This window comes from Bradyrhizobium sp. USDA 376 (assembly GCF_054063675.1).
Map to the genome: position 1 here is coordinate 1,727,857 of NZ_JBSSGN010000001.1, position 23,954 is coordinate 1,751,810.

Annotated in this window: 24 protein-coding genes; 7 read left to right on the forward strand and 17 right to left on the reverse strand. The window is 64.3% G+C overall.

Annotation, left to right across the window (positions count from 1 at the left end; genetic code table 11):
* Positions 1-4 precede the first annotated feature (4 nt).
* The 5 genes from ACVJ19_RS08025 to ACVJ19_RS08045 all read right to left on the reverse strand — a co-directional run bounded on the left by ACVJ19_RS08025 (position 5) and on the right by ACVJ19_RS08045 (position 4,029).
* Positions 5-274 carry a DUF3551 domain-containing protein gene (locus tag ACVJ19_RS08025; RefSeq protein WP_453949454.1) on the reverse strand — a complete coding sequence of 90 codons (270 nt, stop codon included), beginning with the start codon at positions 272-274 and terminating at the stop codon, positions 5-7.
* A gap of 27 nt (positions 275-301) precedes the next feature.
* Complete coding sequence (locus ACVJ19_RS08030; protein WP_453949453.1) at positions 302-583, reverse strand: DUF3551 domain-containing protein; 282 nt, start codon at positions 581-583, stop codon at positions 302-304.
* A 182-nt stretch (positions 584-765) separates the two neighbouring features.
* A complete protein-coding gene (gene htpG, locus ACVJ19_RS08035) occupies positions 766-2,640 on the reverse strand; it encodes a molecular chaperone HtpG (protein WP_453949452.1) in 1,875 nt (624 codons plus the stop codon).
* 124 nt (positions 2,641-2,764) lie between these two features.
* Positions 2,765-3,181 carry a hypothetical protein gene (locus ACVJ19_RS08040; RefSeq protein WP_453949451.1) on the reverse strand — a complete coding sequence of 139 codons (417 nt, stop codon included), beginning with the start codon at positions 3,179-3,181 and terminating at the stop codon, positions 2,765-2,767.
* A gap of 248 nt (positions 3,182-3,429) precedes the next feature.
* The gene (locus ACVJ19_RS08045) at positions 3,430-4,029 is read right to left on the reverse strand and encodes a nuclear transport factor 2 family protein (protein ID WP_453949450.1); all 600 of its coding nucleotides are present in this window, start codon (positions 4,027-4,029) and stop codon (positions 3,430-3,432) included.
* A 183-nt stretch (positions 4,030-4,212) separates the two neighbouring features.
* Here ACVJ19_RS08045 and ACVJ19_RS08050 point away from each other — a divergent pair, with 183 nt between their 5' ends.
* Entirely contained in the window at positions 4,213-4,686 is a 474-nt protein-coding gene (locus ACVJ19_RS08050; RefSeq protein WP_456739368.1) for a TonB family protein, read from the forward strand.
* Between the two features lie 92 nt (positions 4,687-4,778).
* Here the strand turns inward: ACVJ19_RS08050 and ltrA are convergent, their stop codons facing one another.
* Positions 4,779-6,155: a group II intron reverse transcriptase/maturase gene (gene ltrA, locus ACVJ19_RS08055; protein WP_028144467.1), complete on the reverse strand. Its 1,377-nt coding sequence runs from the start codon at positions 6,153-6,155 to the stop codon at positions 4,779-4,781.
* Between the two features lie 473 nt (positions 6,156-6,628).
* Complete coding sequence (locus tag ACVJ19_RS08060; protein ID WP_026312585.1) at positions 6,629-7,435, reverse strand: response regulator; 807 nt, start codon at positions 7,433-7,435, stop codon at positions 6,629-6,631.
* A gap of 220 nt (positions 7,436-7,655) precedes the next feature.
* Between ACVJ19_RS08060 and ACVJ19_RS08065 the strand changes: the two genes are divergently transcribed.
* Together ACVJ19_RS08065 and ACVJ19_RS08070 are read left to right on the forward strand one after the other, a co-directional pair.
* A complete protein-coding gene (locus ACVJ19_RS08065) occupies positions 7,656-7,889 on the forward strand; it encodes a NepR family anti-sigma factor (RefSeq protein ID WP_220014241.1) in 234 nt (77 codons plus the stop codon).
* Positions 7,889-8,437, forward strand: coding sequence for a sigma-70 family RNA polymerase sigma factor (locus ACVJ19_RS08070; protein ID WP_018646832.1), 549 nt, complete (start codon positions 7,889-7,891; stop codon positions 8,435-8,437). The genes ACVJ19_RS08065 and ACVJ19_RS08070 overlap by 1 nt, the downstream gene beginning before the upstream one ends.
* A 66-nt stretch (positions 8,438-8,503) precedes the next feature.
* On the opposite strand, the gene ACVJ19_RS08075 is transcribed toward ACVJ19_RS08070, so the two are convergent.
* The 8 genes from ACVJ19_RS08075 to ACVJ19_RS08110 all read right to left on the reverse strand — a co-directional run bounded on the left by ACVJ19_RS08075 (position 8,504) and on the right by ACVJ19_RS08110 (position 17,720).
* Positions 8,504-9,202: a nitroreductase gene (locus ACVJ19_RS08075; RefSeq protein ID WP_453949448.1), complete on the reverse strand. Its 699-nt coding sequence runs from the start codon at positions 9,200-9,202 to the stop codon at positions 8,504-8,506.
* 167 nt (positions 9,203-9,369) lie between these two features.
* Positions 9,370-10,614, reverse strand: coding sequence for an acyl-CoA dehydrogenase (locus tag ACVJ19_RS08080; RefSeq protein ID WP_453949446.1), 1,245 nt, complete (start codon positions 10,612-10,614; stop codon positions 9,370-9,372).
* 116 nt (positions 10,615-10,730) lie between these two features.
* Positions 10,731-11,975, reverse strand: a complete 1,245-nt coding sequence (locus ACVJ19_RS08085) for an acyl-CoA dehydrogenase (protein WP_453949445.1) — start codon at positions 11,973-11,975, stop codon at positions 10,731-10,733.
* A gap of 145 nt (positions 11,976-12,120) precedes the next feature.
* Complete coding sequence (locus tag ACVJ19_RS08090; protein ID WP_453949444.1) at positions 12,121-13,248, reverse strand: acyl-CoA dehydrogenase family protein; 1,128 nt, start codon at positions 13,246-13,248, stop codon at positions 12,121-12,123.
* A 133-nt stretch (positions 13,249-13,381) separates the two neighbouring features.
* On the reverse strand, positions 13,382-15,253 hold the full coding sequence (locus ACVJ19_RS08095) for an AMP-binding protein (RefSeq protein WP_453949443.1): 1,872 nt from the start codon (positions 15,251-15,253) through the stop codon (positions 13,382-13,384).
* Positions 15,254-15,296: 43 nt separating this feature from the next.
* On the reverse strand, positions 15,297-16,103 hold the full coding sequence (locus ACVJ19_RS08100) for an enoyl-CoA hydratase/isomerase family protein (protein WP_453949442.1): 807 nt from the start codon (positions 16,101-16,103) through the stop codon (positions 15,297-15,299).
* A gap of 189 nt (positions 16,104-16,292) precedes the next feature.
* Positions 16,293-17,051, reverse strand: a complete 759-nt coding sequence (locus ACVJ19_RS08105; protein WP_453949440.1) for an SDR family NAD(P)-dependent oxidoreductase — start codon at positions 17,049-17,051, stop codon at positions 16,293-16,295.
* Positions 17,052-17,117: 66 nt separating this feature from the next.
* Complete coding sequence (locus ACVJ19_RS08110) at positions 17,118-17,720, reverse strand: TetR family transcriptional regulator (RefSeq protein WP_035667712.1); 603 nt, start codon at positions 17,718-17,720, stop codon at positions 17,118-17,120.
* A 212-nt stretch (positions 17,721-17,932) separates the two neighbouring features.
* Here ACVJ19_RS08110 and ACVJ19_RS08115 point away from each other — a divergent pair, with 212 nt between their 5' ends.
* Both ACVJ19_RS08115 and ACVJ19_RS08120 read left to right on the forward strand, forming a co-directional pair.
* Positions 17,933-19,105: an acetyl-CoA C-acetyltransferase gene (locus tag ACVJ19_RS08115; protein WP_453949438.1), complete on the forward strand. Its 1,173-nt coding sequence runs from the start codon at positions 17,933-17,935 to the stop codon at positions 19,103-19,105.
* A gap of 173 nt (positions 19,106-19,278) precedes the next feature.
* The gene (locus tag ACVJ19_RS08120; RefSeq protein ID WP_453949436.1) at positions 19,279-20,823 is read left to right on the forward strand and encodes an acyl-CoA synthetase; all 1,545 of its coding nucleotides are present in this window, start codon (positions 19,279-19,281) and stop codon (positions 20,821-20,823) included.
* A 119-nt stretch (positions 20,824-20,942) separates the two neighbouring features.
* On the opposite strand, the gene ACVJ19_RS08125 is transcribed toward ACVJ19_RS08120, so the two are convergent.
* The gene (locus ACVJ19_RS08125; RefSeq protein ID WP_453949435.1) at positions 20,943-21,485 is read right to left on the reverse strand and encodes a methylated-DNA--[protein]-cysteine S-methyltransferase; all 543 of its coding nucleotides are present in this window, start codon (positions 21,483-21,485) and stop codon (positions 20,943-20,945) included.
* 140 nt (positions 21,486-21,625) lie between these two features.
* Here ACVJ19_RS08125 and ACVJ19_RS08130 point away from each other — a divergent pair, with 140 nt between their 5' ends.
* Positions 21,626-22,444 carry an alpha/beta fold hydrolase gene (locus tag ACVJ19_RS08130; protein WP_453949433.1) on the forward strand — a complete coding sequence of 273 codons (819 nt, stop codon included), beginning with the start codon at positions 21,626-21,628 and terminating at the stop codon, positions 22,442-22,444.
* Positions 22,445-22,446: 2 nt separating this feature from the next.
* Positions 22,447-23,259: an alpha/beta fold hydrolase gene (locus tag ACVJ19_RS08135; protein WP_453949431.1), complete on the forward strand. Its 813-nt coding sequence runs from the start codon at positions 22,447-22,449 to the stop codon at positions 23,257-23,259.
* Between the two features lie 177 nt (positions 23,260-23,436).
* On the opposite strand, the gene ACVJ19_RS08140 is transcribed toward ACVJ19_RS08135, so the two are convergent.
* The gene (locus tag ACVJ19_RS08140) at positions 23,437-23,892 is read right to left on the reverse strand and encodes a carboxymuconolactone decarboxylase family protein (protein ID WP_453955125.1); all 456 of its coding nucleotides are present in this window, start codon (positions 23,890-23,892) and stop codon (positions 23,437-23,439) included.
* Positions 23,893-23,954 lie beyond the last annotated feature (62 nt).

Consider the following 23,954-nt stretch of genomic DNA (forward strand, 5'->3'; position numbering starts at 1 on the left):
AGCGCTAGCCGCTTCTCCCGTGGCGCAGACGCAGCGACGGTGCGTTGACCGGATAGTAGGGATTGAGATCGCAGGTCGCGGCGCGGCCTGAAGCGGTGGCGCGGCACTGCGGCAGAGACGTGAAGGAGCAGTCGTACCACTCTCCGCCGCCGCCATTCGCGCCGGAATAGACGTGCATGCAGACGGGATAGCGTGGATCGAAGGTCTGCGCATGCGTTGGCGCGGCTGCGAGCAGCGCACTGAGGATCACGACGTGGCTGAACGAGAAACGCATGAAGAATCCTCCTGCGCTCCGGATTGCTCAATACACCTTCTTGTGTCGCTTGCGCGGAGGCGGCGGCGGTTCGTCGAAGGCGTAATAGGGATTGAGGTCGCATGTCGCGGAGCGGCCCGAAGCCGTGGCGCGGCACTGCGGCAGCGAGGTGAAGGAGCAGTCGTAATAGTCGCCGCCGCCACCGCCGAAGCCGCCCGGCATGTAGACGTGCATGCACACCGGATAGCGCGGATCATAGGTCTGGGCGCGCGCATCCGCCACAGCAAACAACGTGACAATCGCGGTGAGGGTCAGGATCGGCAAACGCATGGAGACATCCTCGAATCGGTGGCGTCGGCAGCTCTGATGCCGACGCCCTCCTATGGCATAACACCGCCGCGGAGGCGACTGTTCCCAGGGACATATGACGGCAAGGTGAGGCGGGCTTGTCGCAACGCGGTCGTCATGGCCGTGCTTGACCCGGGCATGACGACCGACGAAGCCGTGCGAAGCTAGCCCAGCCCCTGAAGCACCAGCCGGTTCAACCTCGCCGCAAACGCCGCGGGGTCTTCCGGCAACTCGCCATCCAGGATCTGCGCCTGCTCGAGCAGGAGCAGGCTGAGATCGTCGACGTCCCCGGAGCCGGCCTGGGCCCTGGTGATCGCCCCCACCATCGGATGGCGCAGATTGATCTCGAGCACCGGCTTGGTGCGCATGCCGCGGTTCTGCTGTGACAGGATGCGCTCGAGCTCGCGGCTCGGGCCCTGGCTGTCCGCGACGAGGCAGGAGGCCGAGCTGGTGAGACGCGTCGAGGCCTTGACGTCGCTGACGCGCTCGCCGAGCGCAGCCTTGATTACGGCGATGGTGGTCGCTTCATCGGCGACGGGCTCGTCCTTCTTCGCCTCGTCCTTGTCGTCGAGGCGCGGGATCAGGTCGAGATTGAGATCGCCCTGGCTCAGCGACTTCAGCGGCTTGCCCTCGAACTCCGTCGGCATCGAGGTCCAGAAGGCATCGACCGGATCGGACAGCAGCAGCACCTCGATGCCGCGCGCGGTCGCAGCTTCCAGCCGCGGGTTGGACTTCAGCCGCTCGATGCTGTCGCCGACGAGATAGTAGATTTCGGTCTGGTTCGGCTTGAAATCGGCGACGACCTCTTTCAGCGACCGCTTCTCGCCCGTGGTGGTGGTGAAGCGCGACAGCGCCAGCAGCTTCTCGCGCCGCTCGAAATCCTCGTAGATGCCTTCCTTCAGGACCGCACCGAAGGCGTCCCAGATCCTGGCAAAGTTCTCGGCATCCTTGTCGGCGAGGCTTTCGAGCTCGGACACGACACGGGTTGCCACGGCCTTCCGGATCTGCGCCAGCTGCGGATTGTTCTGGAGCATCTCGCGCGAGATGTTGAGCGGAAGATCCTCGCTGTCGACGACGCCGCGGATGAACCGCAGATAGCCCGGCAGCAGATCGGCGTCGTCGGTGATGAAGACGCGACGGACGTAGAGCTTGACCCGGCCCTTGCGGTTCGGCTCGAACAGGTCGAACGGTTTCGTTGACGGCGCGAACAGCAGCACGGCGTAGGAGTAGCGGCCCTCGGCGCGGTAGTGCAGGGTCATCGCGGGATCGTCGAAGGCCGAGGCGATCTGCTGATAGGCCTTCTTGTAGTCTTCCGGCGTCAGCTCGGATTTCGAGCGCTGCCATAGCGCGCTTGCCGAGTTGATCTGGCGCGGCTCGCCCTCTTCCGGCACGAGCTCGATGGGGAACAGGATGTTGTCGGAATAGGCACTGACGATGCGCTCGATCTCGTAGGTCTCGAGATATTTCTTGGCATCGTCCTTGAGGTGCAGGACGATCTCGGTCCCGCGGGTCACGCGCGCCAAATCCTCATCGCCGGCATGCGCGATCTCGAAGCCGGAGCCGCCGGAGGACGTCCAGGTCCAGACGTCGCTCTCGCCGGCGCGGCGGCTGATGACGACGATCCTGTCAGCGACCATGAAGGCGGAATAGAAGCCGACGCCGAACTGGCCGATCAGGCCGAGGCCGTCCTTGGCTTCCTTCAGCTTGGACACGAACGCCTTGGTGCCGGAGCGGGCGATGGTGCCGAGATGGTCGATCAACTCCTGCCGCTCCATGCCGATGCCATTGTCGGCGATCGTGAGCGTCCCGGCTGTCTTGTTCGGGATGATACGGATCTTGAGCGCATCGCCCTCGCCCAGCAGGTCCGGGCTGGCGATCGCCTCGTAGCGCAGCTTGTCGCAGGCATCCGAGGCGTTGGAGACGAGCTCGCGCAGGAAGATTTCGGTTTCCGAATAGACGGAATGCACCATGAGGTGCAGAAGCTCGGAAACCTCGGCCTGGAAGGGCTGCGTATGCACAGCCGTGTCTGACGTCGTCATGCGTTTACCCGGTCAAATCAAAGAGAAAGCCCGGATATAACGCGATGAGAGGGCGGATCAAGAGGACGTGAAGCGGTTAGCCCCTGCCTGCGCCGGAGGCGATCCTGCCCTTGGACGATGGCGATCAGGTCACGCAACGGCCGGGCTGGAGCAGCTTGGCAACCTCGGTCAGGGAGCTGACCATCGGCTCGCAGGCGATCGTCGGCTTGTTGCTGCGCCCCTGCTGCTTCTTCTGGTTCTGGAGCAGCACCGGCGGCTTGGCGTTGCCGGTCTCGATCACCGCGGGGACCCGCAGCAGCACCGAAGTATCGGCGAGGTCGTTCAGCCGCATCGACACGGTGCGGGTGGGACCTGCTGCCTGCTTGATCTCGGCCAGCCGGTCGGTCTTGCCGGCCCGGTTGACGTTGTGGCCCGGCTTGTCAGACTTGTCGGCGACCGCCTGCCAGCGGTCGGCCAGATCGTGGCCGGAGGCCAGTTGCACGGCGCCAAGCGTTGCGGCAATCGCGGCGGCGCCCAAAAATACCTTTTGAATCTGTGACATGGCTGTCAATCCCTCGCCCCATGGCGATCGAGGGAACAACGCGAGCGGAGGACTGGGGGTTCTCGACAGTCACGATCACTTAACCGTGTGCGAAAAAAGTCGCGCCACGAAAAATATTTCAGGAGCCCTGGAACGACTCCGGCAGTCGGGAGTCGTCTCTGCAGCCGGCTATTCCCCCCTGCCCCATAAGCCGGCGACGTAGGGCGCGACTGTGGTGATGCCAGTCGCGCCTTACTTTTGTCTGGGGCTTACTTCGCTTTCCCCGCCAGCCAGTCGCGCCCCTCGCCATAGAGCTTCTCGACTTCAGCACCGGTGAGGCCCGGCATGTCGCGCTTGACCTTGTAGCCGATCAGCTCCTGCATGTAGGCGAGGTGGCGATAGCCTTCGGGAAGTGCGGCGAGCGCCTGCTGGTCGAGGCGGAGCGTCGCGGCGGGATCGACCGGGTCGATGCGGTCCTTCTCATAGATCGGCTGGCGGCGGACGATGCCCCATTTCCCCTGCCGCTTCTCCAGGAAATCGTAGAAGCGGCCGGTGCAGACGACGTCGCAGAGCACGTCGTGCACGAGCGCGCGTTGCGAGATCGTCATCTTGGTCTGGGCGATGGCGCGCTCGCCGGACAGATCGATGCTGGTGCCGCCGAGGAAATGCAGGATGCGCACGCCCTTGGCGAACCCCTCCTGGCTGACGCGCATGAAATCCCGCGCCGGCCCCTGAAACCAGGTGGCGGACATCCAGCCCTCCTCGTGCCAGACCGTGGCAAAGCGCTCCCAATCACCGGCGTCGCGCCAGACCGCCCAGTTCTCGACGAGGTCACGGATGGCGAGGCGATCGAGGAGTTGCTGGTCCATGGTACGTCTCTCCCGGCGGCTTGAGGCTGCGATGAATGTCATCGGCCCGACGTATCAACGGGGCAATCGGGTTGCCGTCAAGCGCCCGATGCTTGGCAGCCGTTCGAATTGCCCACAGCGAGAGAAACGCGATACGAGCAGCGAGCCTTGCAATCAACCGGACCGCGATTAGTATCCGCAGCGATGCAGATGAAATTCCCCTTGCTGGCCGCGTTTCTCGGATTGCTCGCGGCTTTCCCCGCATATGCGCAGACTGAGGCGCCAGACACCCAAGAGAGCTCTATCAACGCCTGGAAGAGGCAAGTTTCCAATCGGTTGGTCAGCAAGAGGATCTATCCGCGCAATTCGCCTGCCGAAGGCGGTACGGCGAAAGTCCTGCTTGTTCTCGATCGGACGGGCAATTTGATTTCGAGCGCGCTGGTCGAAAGCACGGGCTCCAGCGAACTCGACGCGGCGGCCTTGGCTATGGTGGGAGCGGCAGCGCCATTTCCCGAGCCGCCCGCCGAGATTGAGGAGGACAGTCTTCACCTCACGGCGCCCATCGTCTTCAGGGCGAAAACGACGCTCCTGTGGTCGGGCAGCCTGCCGCCGGCAGAGTCGGCCGCAGAACAAGCCAAGGTCGATGCCAAGATGCGCAGCATCTGCCGGGGCTGCTGAAAAGGGTAGGCAATCGGGATAGGGGGAAGCCTCGCGGCTCCGCCCCTCCCACACCACCGGACATACGGGTCCGTATCCGGCGGTTCAGCGGATTATGCGGGTCGCCGTGCCGCGACGGAAGCCAAGCCGAGTGAGGCAAAGAAGCCGTTTGGCAGAGCAATGGTGAGCGCGGGGCTGTTCGCGAGCCGCCAAGGGCCACGTGGGCTGCCGGCGGTTTGCGCCGCCAGATCCCGGCCGACGCCGCGGCGTCGCAACTCGGCAAAGCGAGCGGGTCCATACTTCCATTGCTTCCAGGCAACGGCGCGCAACCGTCGCCTGATCCACTGGTCAAGCACGCGCAACACCGACGGGGTTTGACAGAAGCCGAAGTAGCCGTGCCACCCAATCAGGTAGGTCGACAGTTCTTTGGCGATCTGCACGAGGCATCGACCACGCGTGCGTCGCGTGAGCTCCCGAACCTTCGCCTTGAAGCGGGCGAGTGCCTGCGGCGCGATGCGCCGCCGCGGTTCTTGCCCGCCGGTGAAGCTGAAGCCCAGGAACTTGCGAACACTCGGTTTGGCAACCGCGCTCTTCGCTTTGTTGATCTTGAGCTTGAGGCGCTTTTCGAGGAACCTCTCGACGCCAGCCAGCACCCGTTCGCCCGCCCGCTGACTGCGCACGTAGATGTTGCAGTCGTCGGCGTAACGCACGAAGCGGTGGCCGCGCTTCTCCAGTTCCTTGTCCAGCACATCCAGCATCAGGTTCGACAACAGCGGCGAGAGCGGACCGCCCTGCGGCGTGCCCTCTTCCGTCGGACTGACCAGCCCTCCTTCCAACACACCCGCATTCAGGAAGGCGCGGATGAGCTTCAGGATGCGCTTGTCAGCAACCCGCTTGGCAACCAGTCCCATCAGGATGTCGTGGTTGACCCGGTCAAAGAACTTCTCCAGGTCGATGTCCACCACGATGCTGTGGCCGGCCGCAATGTACGCCTGCGCCCGTTCCACCGCCCGATGTGCCGAGCGCCCCGGCCGAAAGCCGAAGCTCGTCTCGGCGAACGTCCTATCCCAATCCGCCTGCAGCACCTGCATCACCGCCTGCTGGATCAAGCGGTCGAGCACCGTCGGAATGCCGAGCGGCCGCAGGCCGCCCGACGCCTTCGGTATCTCCACCCGCCGCACCGGCTGTGGCTTGTAGGTGCCGTCAAGCAACTGGGCTCGGATCGCAGGCCAGTGCTCCTTCAGGTGGGCTGACAGCTCGCCGACGGTCATCCCGTCGACGCCCGCCGCGCCCTTGTTGCGCTTTACTTGCGCCAACGCTGCCTTCAGATTCTCACTCTCGACAACGTCTTCCATCGACGGTCCTGCGACCGCCGGGCGTTCGAGACAGACTTCCGCCGCACGCGCTTCAGGCTCTCGGGCGCCGGCGCTTCGGGCTTCACCCTCCGCTCCGGGGCTCAAGTTCAGCTCGACCTGATTCTTCTGCCGCATGGCTCGCACGAGATCGCCGCTCTACTGACCACTTCCACCGTTCAGGCCTTCAGCGGCGCGCTGCCGCCTACTACGCCCTCGGCTGACTTCTGCGCTGCGGTCAGGCCGTCTTGCGACGGTCTCAGTCTCGTTGCCGAGACACAGCGCAGACCTCCCGAGGTAAGACCGACCGCCTTCACCGCACGCCCGCCGAATTTACCACCCCGACCTTTGATGACCTTGGACTTCGCGATCAATTGCTCGCTCGTCCGGCCGGGTAGGCCTCGTTATCCGGTGTTTGTCCATCGGGCCGCGGCTTTGCTCCACGCTTTCTTCAGACCCCACCTCACGATGACGCCCTTGCGCTTCGCTAATCCTTCGCCGCCATCAGGCTGGATAGAGGACTTCCACCTCCAAGCTGTCGCTCATACTCGGCACACAACAAAAACGGCGCGTCTTGCGACGCGCCGTTTTCTTGTCCGATGCAAGCTTCCTTACGCCGCCGGCACCTTCGGCGCGCGGTTGCGCGAGTTGCGCTGGAAGAACAGCGCCTGGCTCGCGACCGCCGACACCATCGCCGGCTGGAACGGTTTTGAGATCAGGAACGCCGGCTCCGGGCGTTCGCCGGTGAGGAAGCGCTCCGGATAGGCGGTGATGAACACCACCGGCACCTCGAAGGTGCGCAGCAATTCGTTGACGGCATCGAGCCCCGACGAGCCGTCGGCGAGCTGGATGTCGGCAAGGATCAGGCCGGGCCGCTTGTTCTTGGCGAGCGCCACCGCGTCGGCATGGGTGCGCGCGACGCCGACGACATTGTGGCCGAGATTCTTCACCAGGCTCTCGAGGTCCATGGCGATGAAAGTCTCGTCCTCGATGATCAGCACGTCGGTGGCGATCTCGGCCGCCATCTCGCGCCCTGCGGCGTCCGCCAGACGCCGCGTCTCGGCAACGTCGGTGCTGAGGATGAAGGCGACTTCCTCTTCCGAAAATCCCTCCAGCGACAGCAGCAGGAAGGCCTGCCGCGGCAGCGGCGTGATGTTCGACAGCCGGCGCTCGGGCGGCATCGGCAGGGTGGTTACCTCGGCATCGTCGTTGACGGACACCGAATTCCAGATCTGGGTGAACAGCCGGAACAGGCCCGCACGCGGCCCGTGGCTCTCGTCGAGCACCGACGGATCTCCCAGCATGGCTTCCAACATGGCTGCGACATAGGCGTCGCCGGAGGCCTGGCTGCCCGTCAGGGCACGAGCATACCGGCGCAGCAACGGCAAGTGTTCAGCAACAAGCTGTGAACGGGACATCCCCACTCCATTCATCTTCGGGCCGACCTCAGAGAACAGGAACAATGCGGGGAGGCCCGGGTTCCCCTGCAGGGCAGACTACGCCTCAGGACAAGAAAAGTTCCGCGAGAGGGGGAACTTTTTGTCGAACCTGGAATTGTGCCTATTCAGGGAACGGCTCCCGGTTGAGAAAACTTCTCGATTTTACAGTAACTTAACTCGGGGAAACGTGGAACAGGTCATGAAAGATCTCAAGTCTCAAGCCAGCAAAAGCACGACCCCCGGCAAGGGAGGCCTCACTCCGGAGATCCAATCCCGGATAGGCCATCAACTGCGCGCCATGTACGACGACGTCGTGCGGCAAGGGGTTCCGGACCGGTTCGCGGAACTGATCAAGAAACTTGATGCGCCGGGAGGTGCACACCAAGTGGAAACGGATGGGGGCTCCAACGACAACAACAATGGGAGGGATTAATGCCTCTCACGGAATCCCTGCGTAACGACATCCTTGCGGCCGTGCCAAGTCTGCGCGCGTTCGCGATCTCGCTCAGCGGCAACGCCGACCGCGCCGACGATCTGGTTCAGGAAACGCTGTTGCGCGCGCTCGCCAACATCGACTCCTTCCAGCCCGGCTCCAACCTGCCGGCCTGGCTGTTCACGATCCTGCGCAACCTGTTTCGCTCCGACTATCGCAAGCGGCGGCGCGAGGTCGAGGATGCCGAGGGCAATTATGCGAAGACGCTGAAGACGCAGCCTTCGCAGAACGCGCATCTCGAGTTCGAGGAGTTTCGCGGCGCGCTCGAGAAGCTTCCGCAGGACCAGCGCGAGGCCTTGATCCTGGTCGGCGCCTCTGGCTTCTCCTATGAGGACGCGGCCTCGATCTGCGGCTGCGCGGTCGGCACGATCAAGAGCCGCGTCAATCGCGCGCGCTCAAAGCTCGCCGCACTGCTCTATGTCGACGGCGCCGAAGACTTCGGACCGGACGAGACCGTGCGCGCCGTGATCGGCGGCAGCGGCGGATAGCGAGTCAACGGGTCCACAGCAGACGTGTGAAGGCGGCCGTTCGCGCGGCCGCCTTCAAGCATGTCATCATTCCTCCACGAACGTCACCGTATCAGGCACGCTCGCGCGCGAGGTGCGGTAGCTGTTGACCGTGTGGGCGTGGTCGGCATAGCCGAACGAGATGCCGCAGACGACGCGGCGGTCGTCCGGCAGATTGAAATGGCGGCGGATCAGGCCGGAATGGCGCGCCAGGGCCGCCTGCGGAATCGTGCCGAGCCCAAGCGCCTGCGCCGCCAGCATGAAATTCGAGACATAGGCACCGCAATCGATCGCACCGTAGATGCCGAGCGGCTCGTTGGTGTGGATGACAGCGATATGCGACGCGCCGAAGAAATTGTAGTTCTCCAGCGCCTGTTTGGCGTAGGCGGCCTTGTCGCCGCGAACGATGCCGAGCGTGTTGTAGAGCTGAAAGCCGCTCTCGCGGCGGCGCTCGAGATAGACACCGACATATTCGCGCGGCGGAGTGAAATCGTAATCGTCGCCGAGGCCTTTTGAGGCCTCCGCATAGATCGCCTTGCGAAAACGCTCCTTGGCCTCGCCGCTGGCGATGATGACCTGCCAGGGCTGGCTGTTGCACCAGGACGCGGTGCGCTGCGCGGTGGTCAGCACGTGCTCGATGGTGGCGCGGTCGACTTCCTTTGGAAGGAAGGCGCGAACCGAGTAGCGCTCGTTGAGGAGCTCTTCGAGCACGCCGATGCGGTCATTTTGTTTCACTTGTGCGTCCATGGATCAGCTCGCATTCTTCGTAGGGTGGGTTAGCTCGCGGCTGTGCGCAGCACAGTCCGCTAGCGTAACCCACCTCTTTTGTTTCCGCGTCGGCAGAAGTGGTGGGTTACGCCCAGCGGTTCGCGCTTCGCGCAATCCGCCGGGCTAACCCACCCTACAATGCCATATCACCGCCCCTTGGTCGGGATCTTGTTATACGGCACATCCTTGTCGACACGAATATCACCCGGCAGGCCCAGCACGCGCTCGGCGATGATGTTGCGCAGGATCTCGTCGGTGCCGCCGGCGATGCGCATCGAGGGCGAGGACAGCAGCATCTGCTGGAACTGGCCCTGCGCCGTCTCCTCGTCGCTGCCGGTGAGAACACCGGCCGCGCCCTGCAGGTCCATGGCGTAGGTCGCGATGTCCTGCAGCATCATGCCCGACACCAGCTTGCCGATCGAGTTCTCCGGACCCGGCCGCTCGCCCTTCGACAGCGCCGAGATCGTGCGGTAGCTGGTATATTTCAGCCCGCTCGACTTCGCCGCCCAGCTCGCCAGCTTCGGGCGCACGGCGGGATCGTCGATCGCGAGCCCGTCCTCCAGCATCAAATTGGAGCAGAACTCGAACATTTCAGGCACGCCTGTCGCAAGCCGCGCACCGATCGACATGCGCTCGTTCATCAGCGTGGTCAGCGACACGCTCCAGCCTTCGCCGACGGCACCAAGCCGCTGGCTGTCGGGAATCACGACGTCGGTGAAATAGACCTCGTTGAACTCCTGCATGCCATTGGCCTGCTTGATCGGCCGCACCTCGACACCCGGACTCTTCATGTCCAGGAAAAACATGGTGAGGCCCTTGTGCTTGGGCACGTTGGGATCGGTGCGCGCGATCAAGAGGCCGTAGTCGGAATAATGCGCGCCCGAGGTCCAGATCTTCTGGCCGTTGACGACCCAATTGTCGCCCTTCTTCTCCGCGCGGGTGCGCAGGCCGGCGACGTCGGAGCCGGCCGACGGTTCGGAGAACAGTTGGCACCAGATCTCCTCGCCCGAGGCGAGCTTCGGCAGATAGCGGCGCTTGGCGACCTCACTGCCGAAGGCCATCACGGTCGGGCCGCACATGCCCTCGCCGATCTGGAACGGCTGCGTCAGCTTGCCGTAGACGCCCTCCTCCTGCTGCCAGATCACACGCTCGATCGGCGTGGCGCCGCGGCCGCCATATTCCTTCGGCCAGTGCAGGCAGGCCCAGTTGCCCTCGAACTTCTTCTTCTGCCAGGCCTTGCCGACATCGACGATGTCGTGCTTGGCAAGGCGAATGCGGCCGAGCGAGGATTTCGACAGCTCGGCCTCGAGCTCCTTCGGCGCATTGGCCTCGACCCATTTGCGCGCGGTCTCGCGGAATGCGGCTTCCTGCGGGGTGTCGTCGAAATTCATGGCGCTTCCCTTTTATTGTCATTCCGGGGCGCGCAACGCGCGAACCCGGAATCCAGAGGTTACCTATAGATATCGAGATTCCGGGTTCGGCTCTTCGAGCCGCCCCGGAATGACGGCTAATTTCTTCCCTTCGTCGGGATCTTGTTGAACGGCACGTCCTTGTCGACCCGGATATCACCGGGGAGGCCCAGCACCCGCTCGGCGATGATGTTGCGCATGATCTCGTCGGTGCCGCCTTCGACGCGCGTGCCCGGCGCACGCAGCAGCATGGCCTGGAAACGGCCGGCGAGTTCGGCATCCTCACCGCTGACGACGCCGCTCGCACCCTGCAAGTCCAGCGCATAGGTCGCGACATCCTGGATCATCGAGCCCGCGACCAGCTTGCCGATGGAGTTTTCCGGCCCCGGCCGCTCGCCCTTCGACAGCGCCGAGATCGCGCGCATGCTGGTGTATTTCAGCCCGCTTGCCTTCACCGCCCAGTTCGCCAGCTTCGAGCGCACGGCACGATCCTCGATCGCCGGGCCGTCGTCGAGCATCAGGCTGGAGCAGTACTCGAACAGCTCCGGAAAACCGGTCGAGACGGCCGCGCCGATCGCGCTGCGCTCGTTCATCAGCGTGGTCAGCGAGACGTTCCAGCCGTCGCCGACCTCGCCGAGGCGCTGATGGTCGGGAATGCGAACGTTGGTGAAATAAACCTCGTTGAAGTCGGAGGCGCCGCTCGCCTGCTTGATCGGCCGCACCTCGACGCCGGGGCTCTTCATGTCCAGGAAGAACATGGTGAGGCCCTTGTGCTTGGGCACGGTCGGATCGGTGCGGGTCAGGAGGATGCCGTAGTCGGAATAATGTGCGCCCGAGGTCCAGATCTTCTGGCCGTTGATGATCCAGTCGTCGCCGTCCTTCTCGGCGCGGGTGCGCAGACCCGCGACATCCGAGCCGCCGGCCGGCTCGGAGAACAGCTGGCACCAGATCTTTTCGCCGGAGGCGAGCGGCGGCAAATAGGTGCGCTTATGCTCCTCGCGCGCGAACGCCATCATGGTCGGCCCGCACATGCCGTGGCCGATGATGAACATGCGGGACAGCTGGCCGAACGGCCCCTCTTCCTGCTGCCAGATCACGCGCTCGATCGGCGACGAGCCCCGACCGCCATATTCCTTCGGCCAGTGCAGGCAGGCCCAGCCGGCATCGGCCTTCTTCTTCTGCCAGGCTTTTGCGACCTCAAGAATGTTCGCGTTCTTGAGCACGGTGCGGCCAAGCGAGGATTTGCGCAGCTCTTCTTCGTATTGCTTGGGCGCGTTGGCACCGATCCAGGCGCGTGCGGTGGCGCGGAACTCGGCTTCCTGCGGGGTGTCGTCGAAGTTCATGGCAGTTTCTCTCGTATTTCGTAGGGTGGGTTAGCCGAAGGCGTAACCCACCTCTTTGGTTTCCTCGTCGACAGAAGAGGTGGGTTACGCCGAGCGGACTGCGCTTCGCGCATCCGCAGGGCTAACCCACCCTACGCACCTGTCGTCACGCCGCGTTCTTCTTCCGCATGCGGTCGATCAGCTGATCCTCCCAGTAGGACAGGCTGCCGAGCCCGAGCGCCATGGCGTTGGCGCGGCGGTAGTACATGTGGCAATCGAACTCCCAGGTGAAACCCATGCCGCCATGAACCTGGATGTTGTTCTTGGCGCAGTGCTGGAAGGCCTGCGTCGCGCTGATGCGCGCAGCAGCTGCCGCTTCCGGCAATTCGGCCGCATTGGTCGAGAGCGCCCAGGCGCCGTAATAGCTGTTGGAGCGCGCCAGCGTCGCCGAGACATACATGTCGGCCAGCATGTGCTTGACCGCCTGGAACGAGCCGATCTGACGGCCGAAGGCGATGCGGTCGAGCGCGTAGTCGCGGCCCATCTCCAGCGCGCGGTCGGAGCCGCCGACCTGCTCGAAGGCGCACAGGACCGCGGCGCGGTCGAGCACCTCAGTCAAAATGCTCCAGCCTTCACCGGCAGCCCCGAGCGGCTCGGCCTTGCAGTCCTTGAACGAAATCTCGGCCTGCCCGCGGGTCGGATCGAGATTGGTGAGGCTTTTGACCCCGACGCCGCCGGCCTTGAGATCGACCAGGAACAGCGAGATGTCGTTCTCGCGCCCGCTCGATCCCGTGCGCGCGGCGACCACGGCGAAGTCGGCGATCGCGCCGTCGGCGACCGGCTTCTTGACACCGTTGAGCACTCCGTTCGCGGCCGTGAGCTTGACGTTCTTCGGCGCCGGATTGCCCTTGCCCTCGAACAGTGCCAGCGTTCCGATCGCCTCACCCGAAGCGATCGCAGGCAACCATTTCTTCTTCTGCGCGTCGCTGCCGGCGATCAGCAACGCTTCGGCGGCAAGATACACCGTCGAGGAAAACGGCACCGGCGCATTGGCCCGGCCCATCTCCTCTGCGATCACACAGAGCTCGAGATGGCCGGCACCGGCGCCGCCGAATTCCTCGGGAATCGCAACGCCAAGAAAGCCCATCTCGGCAAGCCCCTTCCACAGCTCCTTGTCGTAGGGCGCCTTGCCGTCGAGCACGACGCGCACCGCCTTCGGCGAGCACTTTTCAGCGAGGAATTTGCGCGCCTGGTCGCGGAGCTGTTTTTGGTCGTCGGAGAAATCAAAGTTCATGGCGGCTTACCTTTTTCTTGCTGTCATTCCGGGGCGCGACGCGGTCGCGAACCCGGAATCTAGAGGTCACTCACTCATCTCGAGATTCCGGGTTCGCGCTACGCGCGCCCCGGAATGACGAATTCAAACGTCTTCATCGCAGCACGATCACATCCTCATCCGGCCTGTCCGCATAGAGCCGCTCCGCCAGCGCCGCGCGGCGTTCGAGGCCGGCGCGCTGGTTGATGTAGCCCTTGTCGGTGAGCTCGTTGCCGTCGATCGAGGGTGGCTCGACCATCAGCATGGCGCGCGCGATGATGCGGCTGCTGGCGCCTTCGCATTCCCGGTTGTGAGCTTCCAGCCCGCGCCGGAAGCAGGCGAGCACGTCAGGGTGCTTCACCGCATCCGCAAAGCTCAGATCGGGATTGCCGACGAGCTGACGGCAGGCATGCAGGTTCGGCCAGGCCAGCAGGCCGATGAAGGCGCGATCCTGTCCCGCGACCAGCGCATCATGCACGACGGGCGTCGCCGCCGCGATCGTGTCGGTGCGGAGCGAGCCGACATGGACGAAGGTGCCTGTCGTGAGCTTGAAGTCCTCGACGACGCGGCCCGCAAAGATGATGCCCTTCACCGGATCGGCATCGTCGACGAAGATGCCGGCATCGCCGATGCAGTAGAAGCCCTCCTCGTCGAACATCTTCTTCGTCAGCTCGGGCTGACCGAAATAGCCGGGCGTGACGTTGACGCCGCGCAGCCGCAGCTCGTATTTCGAGCCGCATGGCACCATCTTCAATTCGACGCCGGGAAACGGCAGGCCGATCAGGCCGACGCGCTCGGTGTCCCAATAGGTACCGGTCGAGGTCGGCGCGGTCTCGGTCGAGCCCCAGCCGGTGTAGAACACGATGCGCTCGCCGGTGGTCTTCACCGCCAGCGCCTGCATGCGGTCGTAGAGATCATCAGGCAGCCGCGCACCGCCATAGGCCATGATCGAAAGGTTCTTGAAGAAGGAGCGACAGAGCGCGTCGTCCTTCTCCATCGCCGCCGCAAGCGCGGCATAGCCGGCAGGAACGTTGGCGTAATAGGTCGGCGAGATCTCGCGCAGATTGCGCAGCGTCTCCTCGAACTGGCCCGGCATCGGCCGGCCGTCATCGATATAGAGCGTGCCGCCGTCGACCAGGACGGGATGGAACGCCGCGTTGCCGCCCATCGTGTGGTTCCATGGCATCCAGTCCAGCATGGTCGAGATTGGACCATCAGGTGTGCGCGGCCGCACCTGCATCATCATCGCCGCATTGGCGCACATCATCTCCTGCGTGTTGATGACGGCCTTGGGCATGCCGGTCGAGCCCGACGTGAACAGCAGCTTGCCGACGGTCTGCGGCGTGATTTTTGCGATCGATTCCTCGACGTCCCTGGTCACGGGCGTTGCCGCGAGCTCGGCGAAGCTGACGCTCTTGATGCCGTCGCAGGGCCGCACGACGTGAACCACGGTGACACCGGTGAGGTCGAGCGCTCTCAGCGCCTTCTCGAAGGTCGGGCCGTCCTGCACCATCACCACGGCCGGCTTGATCAGGTCAAAAAGGTATTTCAGCTTGACGTGATCGTGGCTCATCAGCGAGTAGGCCGGCGACACCGGCGCCGCCGGAACGCGCGCCTGCATCGCCGCCTGCGTCATCAGCGCATGCTCGATCGAGTTACCGGAGAGGATCGTGACCGGACGTCCCTCCAACTTGAGATTGAGCAAGCCTTGCGTCAGCGCATCGACCGTGCGCTTGGCTTCGCCATAGGAAACTTTGCGCCATTCACGATTGGGGCCGCCGCGCTGCGCGAGCCAGATGCGCTCCGGCGCTTCCTTCGCCCATTTCGCCAGCGACGCCGGGATATGCGGCTCGTAGGCCTGCAGCGGAATGCGCGACTTCAGCACCACCGTGCCGTCGGCGCGCCGCTCGACGTCGATGTCGCGCGCGAGCCACTCGACCTTGCGAAAGGCGGGCTTCGTCATCACCGCCGCCGCGCTTCCACTCATTTTGCGTCTCCCGGAATTACTGTCCTTTGCGGATCTTCGTGGTTCAGCGCCTGATATAGACAGGCTTTCGCTTCTCAAGGAAGGCCCTGATGCCTTCCGAAAATTCCTCGGAGCGGCTGCACAGGACCTGGTTGCGGTCTTCCATCGCGATCGCCGCCTCCAGCGATCCGGCGTCGACGCTCATGTTGAGACATTCTTTCGACAGGCGCAGGCCCACCGGCGAGGCCGTCATCATCGCGTCGACATAAGGTTCGGCCGCTTCGTCAAGCTTGTCCCCGTCCACGACCTCCGAGACGAGGCCGACCGCGAGCGCGCGCTCGGCACCGATGAAGCGCCCGGTGAGGATCAGCTCGGACGCGACGGAGACACCGACGAGGCGCGGCAGAAAATAGCTGGTGCCGATGTCGCAGCCGCCGAGACCGAGCTTGATGAAGGCGCAGTTCATGCGCGCCGACGTCGCGGCAATGCGGATGTCGGACGCCAGCGCCAGCGCAAAGCCGCCGCCGGCCGCCGCGCCCTGCACCAGCGCCAGGATCGGCTGCGGGCAGTGCCGCATCAGCATCACGATATCGGCAATGCGACGCTGCGAGTCCAGCGACTCCGTGACCCCGGGCGGCTCCTGCTGCCCCGCGCGGCGCGCCATCGCCGCCTTCAGATCAAGGCCCGCGCAAAAGTTTTTGCCGGCGCCCTTCAGCACCACCACGCGCGTGTCGCGGTTGCGCTGCAGGCCCTGGAAGTAGGCGTTGAGCGCGTCGATCAGCGGAGGATCGAGCGCGTTGAGGCTGTCAGGACGATTGAGCGTCACCCGGTCGACGCCGTCGTGATGTTCGATCAGCAGCGGTTGGGACATGCGCAATCTCCCCATCGTCGTCCTGGACAAGCGAGCGCTTGGCAACGCGCAGCGTTGTCCAATAGCGAGCGCTGATCCAGGACCCATAACCACAGGCCTGAGTTGTTAGATCACCGGCGTTGGCCCAGCTCGTGCTGCCACTCACGCCGGTGGTAATGGGTCCTGGCTTTCGCCAGGACGACGGCGGAGTTACCGCGGCGCCATGCGGATGGCGCCGTCGAGACGGATGGTCTCGCCGTTCAGCATCGGGTTCTCGACGATGTGCACCGCGAGCATGCCGTATTCGTTGGCATCACCAAGACGAGAGGGATGCGGCACCTGGGCGCCGAGGCTCTTACGCGCTTCTTCATTGAGGCCCATCAAGAGCGGCGTGAAGAACAGGCCGGGCGCGATGGTGTTGACGCGGATCTTCTGGCTGGCCAGGTCGCGCGCGGCAGGCAGCGTGAGGCCGACGACGCCGCCCTTCGAGGCCGAATAGGCGATCTGGCCGATCTGGCCTTCATAGGCGGCAACCGAGGCGGTGTTGATGATGACGCCGCGCTCCTCGCCGACCGGCTCGATGGTGACGAGGCGTTCTGCGAACAGCCGCAGGCAGTTGAACGTGCCGATCAGGTTGACGTTGATGATGCGCGCGAACTTTTCGAGCGGATAGACGCCGTCGCGGCCGACGATGCGCTGCGAACCGCCGATGCCGGCACAGTTCATCAGCACACGGGCGACGCCGTGCGAGGCTTCTGCTTTCGCGATCGCAGCCTTGATCTGCTCCTCGCTGGTGACGTCGGCATGCAGCGCGACGCCCTTCACCTCAGCGGCGACCGTCTCGGCGTTCTCCTTGCTCTGGTCGATCACGCCGATCTTGGCGCCCTTGGCGGCCATGGCGCGGGCGGTCGCGGCGCCAAGGCCCGAACCACCGCCGGTGATGAGAACGGCTACGTCTTTCAGCTGCATCGTTGGTACCTTTCCTCTACCTTTTCCTTGGACGTTTCTTCTCTAGACTTGAAGAGTTCAGCCGGACTATCCGGCAGCGGCAGCTTCCCCGGCTTGCGTGAGGATGCCGCCGCAGATCAGCGTTTCCATGTGCTTGATGTATTGCCGGCAGACTTCGTCGGTGACCGGGCCGACACCGGTCGCGCGGGACATCGCGTGCCGGCCGAAGAACAGGTGGTCGCAGGCGCCGATCAGGCTGGTGTAGAACAGCACCGGATCGGTCTTGCGGAATTCGCCGCTGCTCTCGCCTTCGGCGAGCAGACGGCGGTGAAAATCGAGCAGCGGTGCGACGAAGAACTTCGAGACTTCGTCGGCCGACCCCGCACTGGTTTCGTGCAGGAGATAATGGATCAGCCGGTTCATGTAGGGGAACCGGTAGTAGGCACGAATGATGCCGCCGATATGCAGCTTCAGCTTCGCCGTTGCCGTGATCGGCTGCGCCAGAAGATATTCGAGATTGGATAGCTCGGTCGCGGCATTGCGCTCGAGCAGCGCGAGCAGCAGGCCATCCTTGTTGCCGAAGTGATATTTGACCAGCGCGGCGTTGGCGCCGGACTTCTGCGCGATGTCGGAGAGCGAGATCTCGATCGAGGAGCGTTCGATCATCAGCTCGCTGGCGGCCACGAGCAATTTCTCTGCCGTGGAATTTTTTCCGCCGGGGAGCTTGTTCGGTACGCTGGTAGCCACGGAGATCCCTGTTTGGCCGCTGGAAGCGGGGCGCAGATAAGCGCAAGCAGCGCCTCATCACAAGAGTTAATTGATCGATTGACTAAATGATCTCGCGCCCGTTTAATCCGCCCCCGACAACCAACCATCCAGAAGAAATTCAGGGAGAAACCGACATGGCCGAGGCTTACATCGTCGCCGCTGCGCGTACCGCCGGCGGGCGCAAGGGGGGCCGCCTCGCCGGCTGGCATCCGGCCGATCTCGCCGCAAAGGTGCTGGACGAGCTGGTCGATCGCAGCAAGGTCGACCCGGCCCAGGTCGAGGACGTGATCATGGGCTGCGTCATGCAGGTCGGCGAGCAGTCCAACAACGTCGCGCGCAACGCGATCATGGCCTCGAAGCTGCCGGAGAGCGTGCCGGGCACCTCGATCGACCGCCAGTGCGGCTCCTCGCAGCAGGCGCTGCACTTTGCGGCGCAGGCGGTGATGTCCGGCGCGATGGACGTCGTGATCGCCGCCGGCGTGGAATCCATGACGCGGGTGCCGATGGGCCTGTCATCGCAGCTTCCGGCCAAGAACGGCTTTGGCAATTACAAGAGCCCGGGCATCGAGGCGAAGTATCCGAACATCGTGTTCAGCCAGTTCACCGGCGCTGAGATGATGGCGGAGCGGTACGGCCTCTCCAAGGACGAGCTCGACGAATACTCCTTCGGCAGCCATCAGCGCGCGATCGCAGCGACGCAAGCCGGTCACTTCAAGAAGGAGATCGTGCCGCTCGAGATCACCCGCGCCGACGGCAGCAAGGACACCCACCACATCGACGAAGGCATTCGCTTCGACGCCACGATCGAAGGCATCAAGGGCGTCAAGCTGATCGCCGAAAACGGTAAGCTCACGGCGGCCAGCGCCAGCCAGATCTGCGACGGCGCCTCCGGCGTCATGGTGGTGAACGAGAAGGGCCTGAAGCAGCTCGGCTTCAAGCCGCTGGCGCGCATCCACCACATGACCATGATGGGCGGCGATCCCGTCATCATGCTCGATGCGCCCCTGCACGCCACCAAGCGTGCGCTGGAGAAGGCCGGCATGAAGATCGGCGACATCGACCTGTTCGAGGTCAACGAGGCCTTCGCCTCGGTGCCGACCGCGTGGCTGAAGACCACCGGCGCCGACCCTGACAGCCTCAACGTCAACGGCGGCGCGATCGCGCTCGGCCACCCGCTCGGCGGCTCCGGCACCAAGCTGATGACGACGCTGGTCCACGCCCTGCACCAGCGCGGCAAGCGCTACGGCCTGCAGACCATGTGCGAAGGCGGCGGCATGGCGAATGTGACGATCGTGGAGAGGCTGTAAGCCGAGTCGTCGCAACACTTACGATGTCGTCCCGGCGAAAGCCGGGACCCATAACCACAAATGTTTGTGGTTAGGGCGAGCTGGGGCGACATCGCGCTTCAACAATCTGGATTGGTGGTTATGGATCCCGGCTTTCGCCGGGATGACGCCTTTTTTGTTGTGAGACCTTCGCGATGACCCACCCCTCCATCCATGCCCGCGCCACGCCCGACAAGATCGCCTACCAGATGGCAGGCACCGGCAAGGCGATCACCTATCGCGAGCTCGACGAGCTCTCGAACCAGGGCGCGCATCTCTTCCGCTCGCTCGGGCTGAAGGCCGGCGATCACATCGCGCTCTTGATGGAGAACCGCCTCGCTTTCATGGAGCTCTGCTGGGCAGCACAGCGCAGCGGGCTCTATTACACCGCGATCAGCCGCTATCTGAAGCAGGACGAGATTGACTACATCATCGCCGATTGCGGCGCCAAGGTCGTGATCACCACGCCGAAATGCGCCGACCAGATCAAGGCCCTGATCAAGGGCGCACCCGGCGAGCCGGTCTTCTACATGATGGACGAGCCGCTGCCCGGCTTCCGTTCCTACGACAAGGAAGCTGCGGCACAGCCGACCACACCGATCGCGGACGAGGTCGCCGGCTACGACATGCTGTATTCGTCCGGCACCACCGGCCGTCCCAAGGGCATCAAGAAGGCGTTCGAGGGCAACAGGGTCGACGTGCCGAACGCATTCCTGCGCGTGCTCTGCGCCGACATGTGCGGAATGAACGCCGAAAGCACCTATCTGTCGCCGGCGCCGCTCTATCACGCGGCGCCCCTGCGCTTCAACATGATGGCGATCGTGCTCGGCGGCACCTCCATCATCATGGAGCACTTTGACGCCGAGGAATTCTTGAAGCTGGTTGAAAAGTACAAGGTCACCCAGTCGCAGCTGGTGCCGACCATGTTCGTGCGCATGCTGAAATTGCCGGACGAGGTCCGCAACCGATACAACGTCTCGACGCTGAAGGGCGCCATCCACGCCGCGGCGCCCTGCCCGATCGACGTGAAAGCGAAGATGATCGAGTGGTGGGGCCCGATCCTGATCGAGTATTACGCCGGCTCGGAAGGCAACGGCGTCACCGTCTGCAACTCGCAACAATGGCTGGAGCATCGCGGCAGCGTCGGCCGCGCCGTGGTCGGCAAGATCAAGATCCTGGACGAGAACGACGAGGAGCAGCCGACAGGCGAGATCGGCACGGTCTATTTCGCCGATGCGCCCGCCTTCACCTATCACAACGATCCCGAGAAGACGAAGAAGGCCTACAACGCCAAGGGCTGGTCGACGCTCGGCGACGTCGGCTATCTCGACGAGGACGGCTTCCTCTTCCTCACCGACCGCAAGTCCTACATGATCATCTCGGGCGGGGTGAACATCTATCCGCAGGAGACCGAGGACGTGCTGATCACGCATCCCGAGGTCGCCGACGTCGCGGTGTTCGGCGTACCGAACGAGGAGATGGGCGAGGAGGTCAAGGCAGTGGTGCAGCCGCACGACATGACGCGCGCCGGCAAGGCGCTCGAGGCCGAGCTGATCGCGTTCTGCAAGACGCGTCTCTCCGCGATCAAATGCCCGCGCTCGATCGATTTCGAAGCCGAGCTGCCGCGCACGCCGACGGGCAAGCTGGTAAAGCGGCATCTGCGCGACAAGTATTGGCCGAAGACGGCGGCGAAGAACTAGGTGGGATCTCGTAGGGTGGGCAAAGGCGCAAAGCGCCGTGCCCACCACCTGTCCATGTTACGATCGGTTTGGTGGGCACGCTTCGCTTTGCCCACCCTACGATGTCGGCGCCCGCCGCCTCAATCGAACAAGCTCGGCGTGTGGTTCACCAGCGCGCCTTCGATCTCCAGCATCTTCAGCTTCGTCACCACGCCGCCATTCGCCGAGAAGCCGCCGGGCTTGTTGCCGGCCGCCAGCACGCGGTGGCAGGGCACGACGATCGGGCATGGGTTGCGGCCGAGCGCCTGGCCGACGTCGCGCGACAGCTGGACGCCGCCGAGCTGTTTTGCGATGTCGCCATAGGTGATGGTCTTGCCCGGCGGAATGCTACGGGCGATCTCGTAGACGCCGCGGTTGAACTCGGGCACGCCGTCGAGGTCGAGCGGAATGTCGGTGAGATCGTCAGGCTCGCCAACAAGCAGCTTGACGATGCGATCGATCGCCCGCTGCACCTCGGCCGTCGGCTCGGCTTCGGTGGCGTCGGCATGGCGCTGGCTGATGCGGGTGCGGATCTTCTGCTCGCCGCCCATCGGCAATTGCGTGCCGGTGATGCCGCGCGGGCCCCAGACGATGGCGCAGAGGCCGATCCTGGTGTCGAACAGGGCAAAATGCTGGTCGGTCATGGCTTGGTTCCTGAGCTTGCGTTCCTTGTCGCATGCCCCCAATGTGATCTCGGCCTAAATCTAGGCTTGGAAATAGTTGCGATCCACCCGGTTTCCGGGAATCTTGCACAGGAGTTCCAGCCCCTTCCCGCGAGCCCCGAATGCAAAGCCTCCACGTCAACGGTTACGACATGCCCTATCTCGACGTGGGCGAAGACAAGGGCCGCCCGCCGCTGGTCTGCGTGCACGGCTCGCTCTCGGACTTCCGCATCTGGGGCTGCGTGCTGGGGCCACTGACGCAGCGACACCGGGTGATCGCTGTCAGCCTGAGGCACTTCTTTCCGGACCGCTGGGACGGTGTGGGCGACACCTATTCGATCGCCCAGCACGTCGACGACGTCATCGCCTTCATCGAGAAGCTCGACCTCGGCCCGGTCGACCTGATGGGCCATTCCCGCGGCGGGCACATCTGCTTTCGCGTCGCGCAGCGACGGCCGGATCTGCTCCGGCGGCTTGTACTGGCCGAGCCCGGCGGCGAGCTCGATGCGAGCCTCGATCCCGATTACGTCGGCGGCCCCTCGCCGCTGCTGGCGCGCTTCACGGCCTCGGCCGAGAAGATCGCGGCGGGCGATGTCGACGGCGGTCTCGCCGTGTTCGTCGACACGCTGGAAGGCGCCGGTACCTGGCCGCGGCTGCCGGCGATGGTGAAGCAGAATCTGCGCGATAACGCCTACACACTGATCGGCCAGGTCCGCGACAACCGTCCGCCGTTCTCGAAGACGGATGCAGAGTCCATCAAGATGCCGACGCTCTTCATCCTGGGCGCGCGGACCAAGGGCCTCTTGCCGAAAGTGCTGCATGCGCTCGCCGCGCATGTGCCCTACTCCAAGACAGCGATCATCCCGAACGCGACACATCCGATGTTCGAGCAGGCGCCGCAGAAATACTCCGAAGTGGTCCTGGATTTTCTGGCGAGCTGACCATGCAGAGCTTTCGCGTCAACGGTTACGACATGGCCTATCTCGAAGTCGGAGAGGGCCTGCCGCTGGTCTGCGTGCACGGCACGCTCGGCGACTTCCGCACCTGGTATTCGGTGCTCGGCCCGCTGTCGAAGAGCCATCGGGTGATCTCGGTCAGCCTGCGGCATTTCTTTCCCGAGCATTGGGACGCCGTCAGCGACGACTACAAGATGGCCCAGCATGTCGCCGACGTGATCGCTTTCATCGAGCAGGTGAAGCCCGGCCCGGTCGACCTGATGGGACATTCGCGCGGCGGCCACATCGCGTTTCGCGTAGCGCAGGCGCGGCCTGATCTGCTGCGCAAGCTGGTGCTGGCCGAGCCCGGCGGCGATCTCGACGCCAGCCTGCCGCTGCCCGAAGGCACGCCCGCGCATCCGCCGCTCGCCGCGCGCACGGCGCGCTCGGTCGAGATGATCCGCGCCGGCGACCTCGAGGGCGCGTTGCAGAATTTCTACGAAGGCATCGAAGGCGACGGCTCCTGGCGGCGGGTGCCGGCGGCAGCGAAGCAGCAACTGCGCGACAACGCGCTGACCTTCCTCGGCCAGATCAACGAGCAGCGCCGGCCCTACACGTTCGCCGACGCGCAAGCGATCACGACGCCGACGCTGCTGATCGGCGGGGGCGCAACCACGGGAAGCCTGTCGGTGATGTGGCGCGTGCTGGCTGCGCATATCGCAGGCGCCAAGACGGCGGTGATCGCCAATGCCGGCCACTGGATGTTCGAGCAGGCACCGCTGGAGTTCGGCGAGGTGGTGAGCGGGTTTCTGGCGGAGTGAGCGCATGTGAGGCGGGCAGCGCCGGTGATCTCCCTCGCCCCGCTTGCGGGGAGAGGGTGGGGTGAGGGGGAGCCTCCGCGAAGTCGGTGAGAGTGAGTTTCGCGGAGACTCCCCCTCACCCGGAATTTGCGATGCAAATTCTGGCCTCTCCCCGCACGTGGGGAGAGGCGAGGAAACTCACACCTTCCAAACACCGACCGGCATCTTGATCGTCGCATTCAGCCGGTTCCAGACATTGATGGTCGCGATCGAGAGGATCAGCGTTGCCAGCTCGCGCTCGTCGAAATGCTTGGCGGCCTCGTTCCAGATCGCATCCGGCACCGGATCCTCGCGATCGGCGATGCGCGTGACGGCTTCGGTCAGTGCCAGCGCGGCGCGCTCGGCTTCGGTGAAATAGGGCGCATCGCGCCAGGCCGACACGGCGAACAGGCGCTCGTCGGTCTCGCCCAGCTTGCGGGCGATCTTGGGATGCATGTCGACACAGACGCTGCAGCCATTGATCTGGCTGGCGCGCAGGTGCACCAGTTCCAGGAGCTTTTCCGGCAGACCCTGCTTGGTGAGGTTACCGAGGGACTGCAGGACATTCATGGCCTCGGGGAGGACCATGACAGGGTGATTCATGCGGGCGTGCATCATTTTCGTCTCCATCTCACAAATTTCGAAGGTTCCGGTCACATCGGCCGGATCGGCTTCGT

Coding starts and splice junctions, on each gene's coding strand:
- ACVJ19_RS08025 (WP_453949454.1), bottom strand. CDS start 274: ATGCGTTTCTCGTTCAGCCACGTCGTGATCCTCAGTGCGCTGCTCGCA.
- ACVJ19_RS08030 (WP_453949453.1), bottom strand. CDS start 583: ATGCGTTTGCCGATCCTGACCCTCACCGCGATTGTCACGTTGTTTGCT.
- htpG (WP_453949452.1), bottom strand. CDS start 2,640: ATGACGACGTCAGACACGGCTGTGCATACGCAGCCCTTCCAGGCCGAG.
- ACVJ19_RS08040 (WP_453949451.1), bottom strand. CDS start 3,181: ATGTCACAGATTCAAAAGGTATTTTTGGGCGCCGCCGCGATTGCCGCA.
- ACVJ19_RS08045 (WP_453949450.1), bottom strand. CDS start 4,029: ATGGACCAGCAACTCCTCGATCGCCTCGCCATCCGTGACCTCGTCGAG.
- ACVJ19_RS08050 (WP_456739368.1), top strand. CDS start 4,213: ATGCAGATGAAATTCCCCTTGCTGGCCGCGTTTCTCGGATTGCTCGCG.
- ltrA (WP_028144467.1), bottom strand. CDS start 6,155: ATGCGGCAGAAGAATCAGGTCGAGCTGAACTTGAGCCCCGGAGCGGAG.
- ACVJ19_RS08060 (WP_026312585.1), bottom strand. CDS start 7,435: ATGTCCCGTTCACAGCTTGTTGCTGAACACTTGCCGTTGCTGCGCCGG.
- ACVJ19_RS08065 (WP_220014241.1), top strand. CDS start 7,656: ATGAAAGATCTCAAGTCTCAAGCCAGCAAAAGCACGACCCCCGGCAAG.
- ACVJ19_RS08070 (WP_018646832.1), top strand. CDS start 7,889: ATGCCTCTCACGGAATCCCTGCGTAACGACATCCTTGCGGCCGTGCCA.
- ACVJ19_RS08075 (WP_453949448.1), bottom strand. CDS start 9,202: ATGGACGCACAAGTGAAACAAAATGACCGCATCGGCGTGCTCGAAGAG.
- ACVJ19_RS08080 (WP_453949446.1), bottom strand. CDS start 10,614: ATGAATTTCGACGACACCCCGCAGGAAGCCGCATTCCGCGAGACCGCG.
- ACVJ19_RS08085 (WP_453949445.1), bottom strand. CDS start 11,975: ATGAACTTCGACGACACCCCGCAGGAAGCCGAGTTCCGCGCCACCGCA.
- ACVJ19_RS08090 (WP_453949444.1), bottom strand. CDS start 13,248: ATGAACTTTGATTTCTCCGACGACCAAAAACAGCTCCGCGACCAGGCG.
- ACVJ19_RS08095 (WP_453949443.1), bottom strand. CDS start 15,253: ATGAGTGGAAGCGCGGCGGCGGTGATGACGAAGCCCGCCTTTCGCAAG.
- ACVJ19_RS08100 (WP_453949442.1), bottom strand. CDS start 16,103: ATGTCCCAACCGCTGCTGATCGAACATCACGACGGCGTCGACCGGGTG.
- ACVJ19_RS08105 (WP_453949440.1), bottom strand. CDS start 17,051: ATGCAGCTGAAAGACGTAGCCGTTCTCATCACCGGCGGTGGTTCGGGC.
- ACVJ19_RS08115 (WP_453949438.1), top strand. CDS start 17,933: ATGGCCGAGGCTTACATCGTCGCCGCTGCGCGTACCGCCGGCGGGCGC.
- ACVJ19_RS08120 (WP_453949436.1), top strand. CDS start 19,279: ATGACCCACCCCTCCATCCATGCCCGCGCCACGCCCGACAAGATCGCC.
- ACVJ19_RS08125 (WP_453949435.1), bottom strand. CDS start 21,485: ATGACCGACCAGCATTTTGCCCTGTTCGACACCAGGATCGGCCTCTGC.
- ACVJ19_RS08130 (WP_453949433.1), top strand. CDS start 21,626: ATGCAAAGCCTCCACGTCAACGGTTACGACATGCCCTATCTCGACGTG.
- ACVJ19_RS08135 (WP_453949431.1), top strand. CDS start 22,447: ATGCAGAGCTTTCGCGTCAACGGTTACGACATGGCCTATCTCGAAGTC.
- ACVJ19_RS08140 (WP_453955125.1), bottom strand. CDS start 23,892: ATGCACGCCCGCATGAATCACCCTGTCATGGTCCTCCCCGAGGCCATG.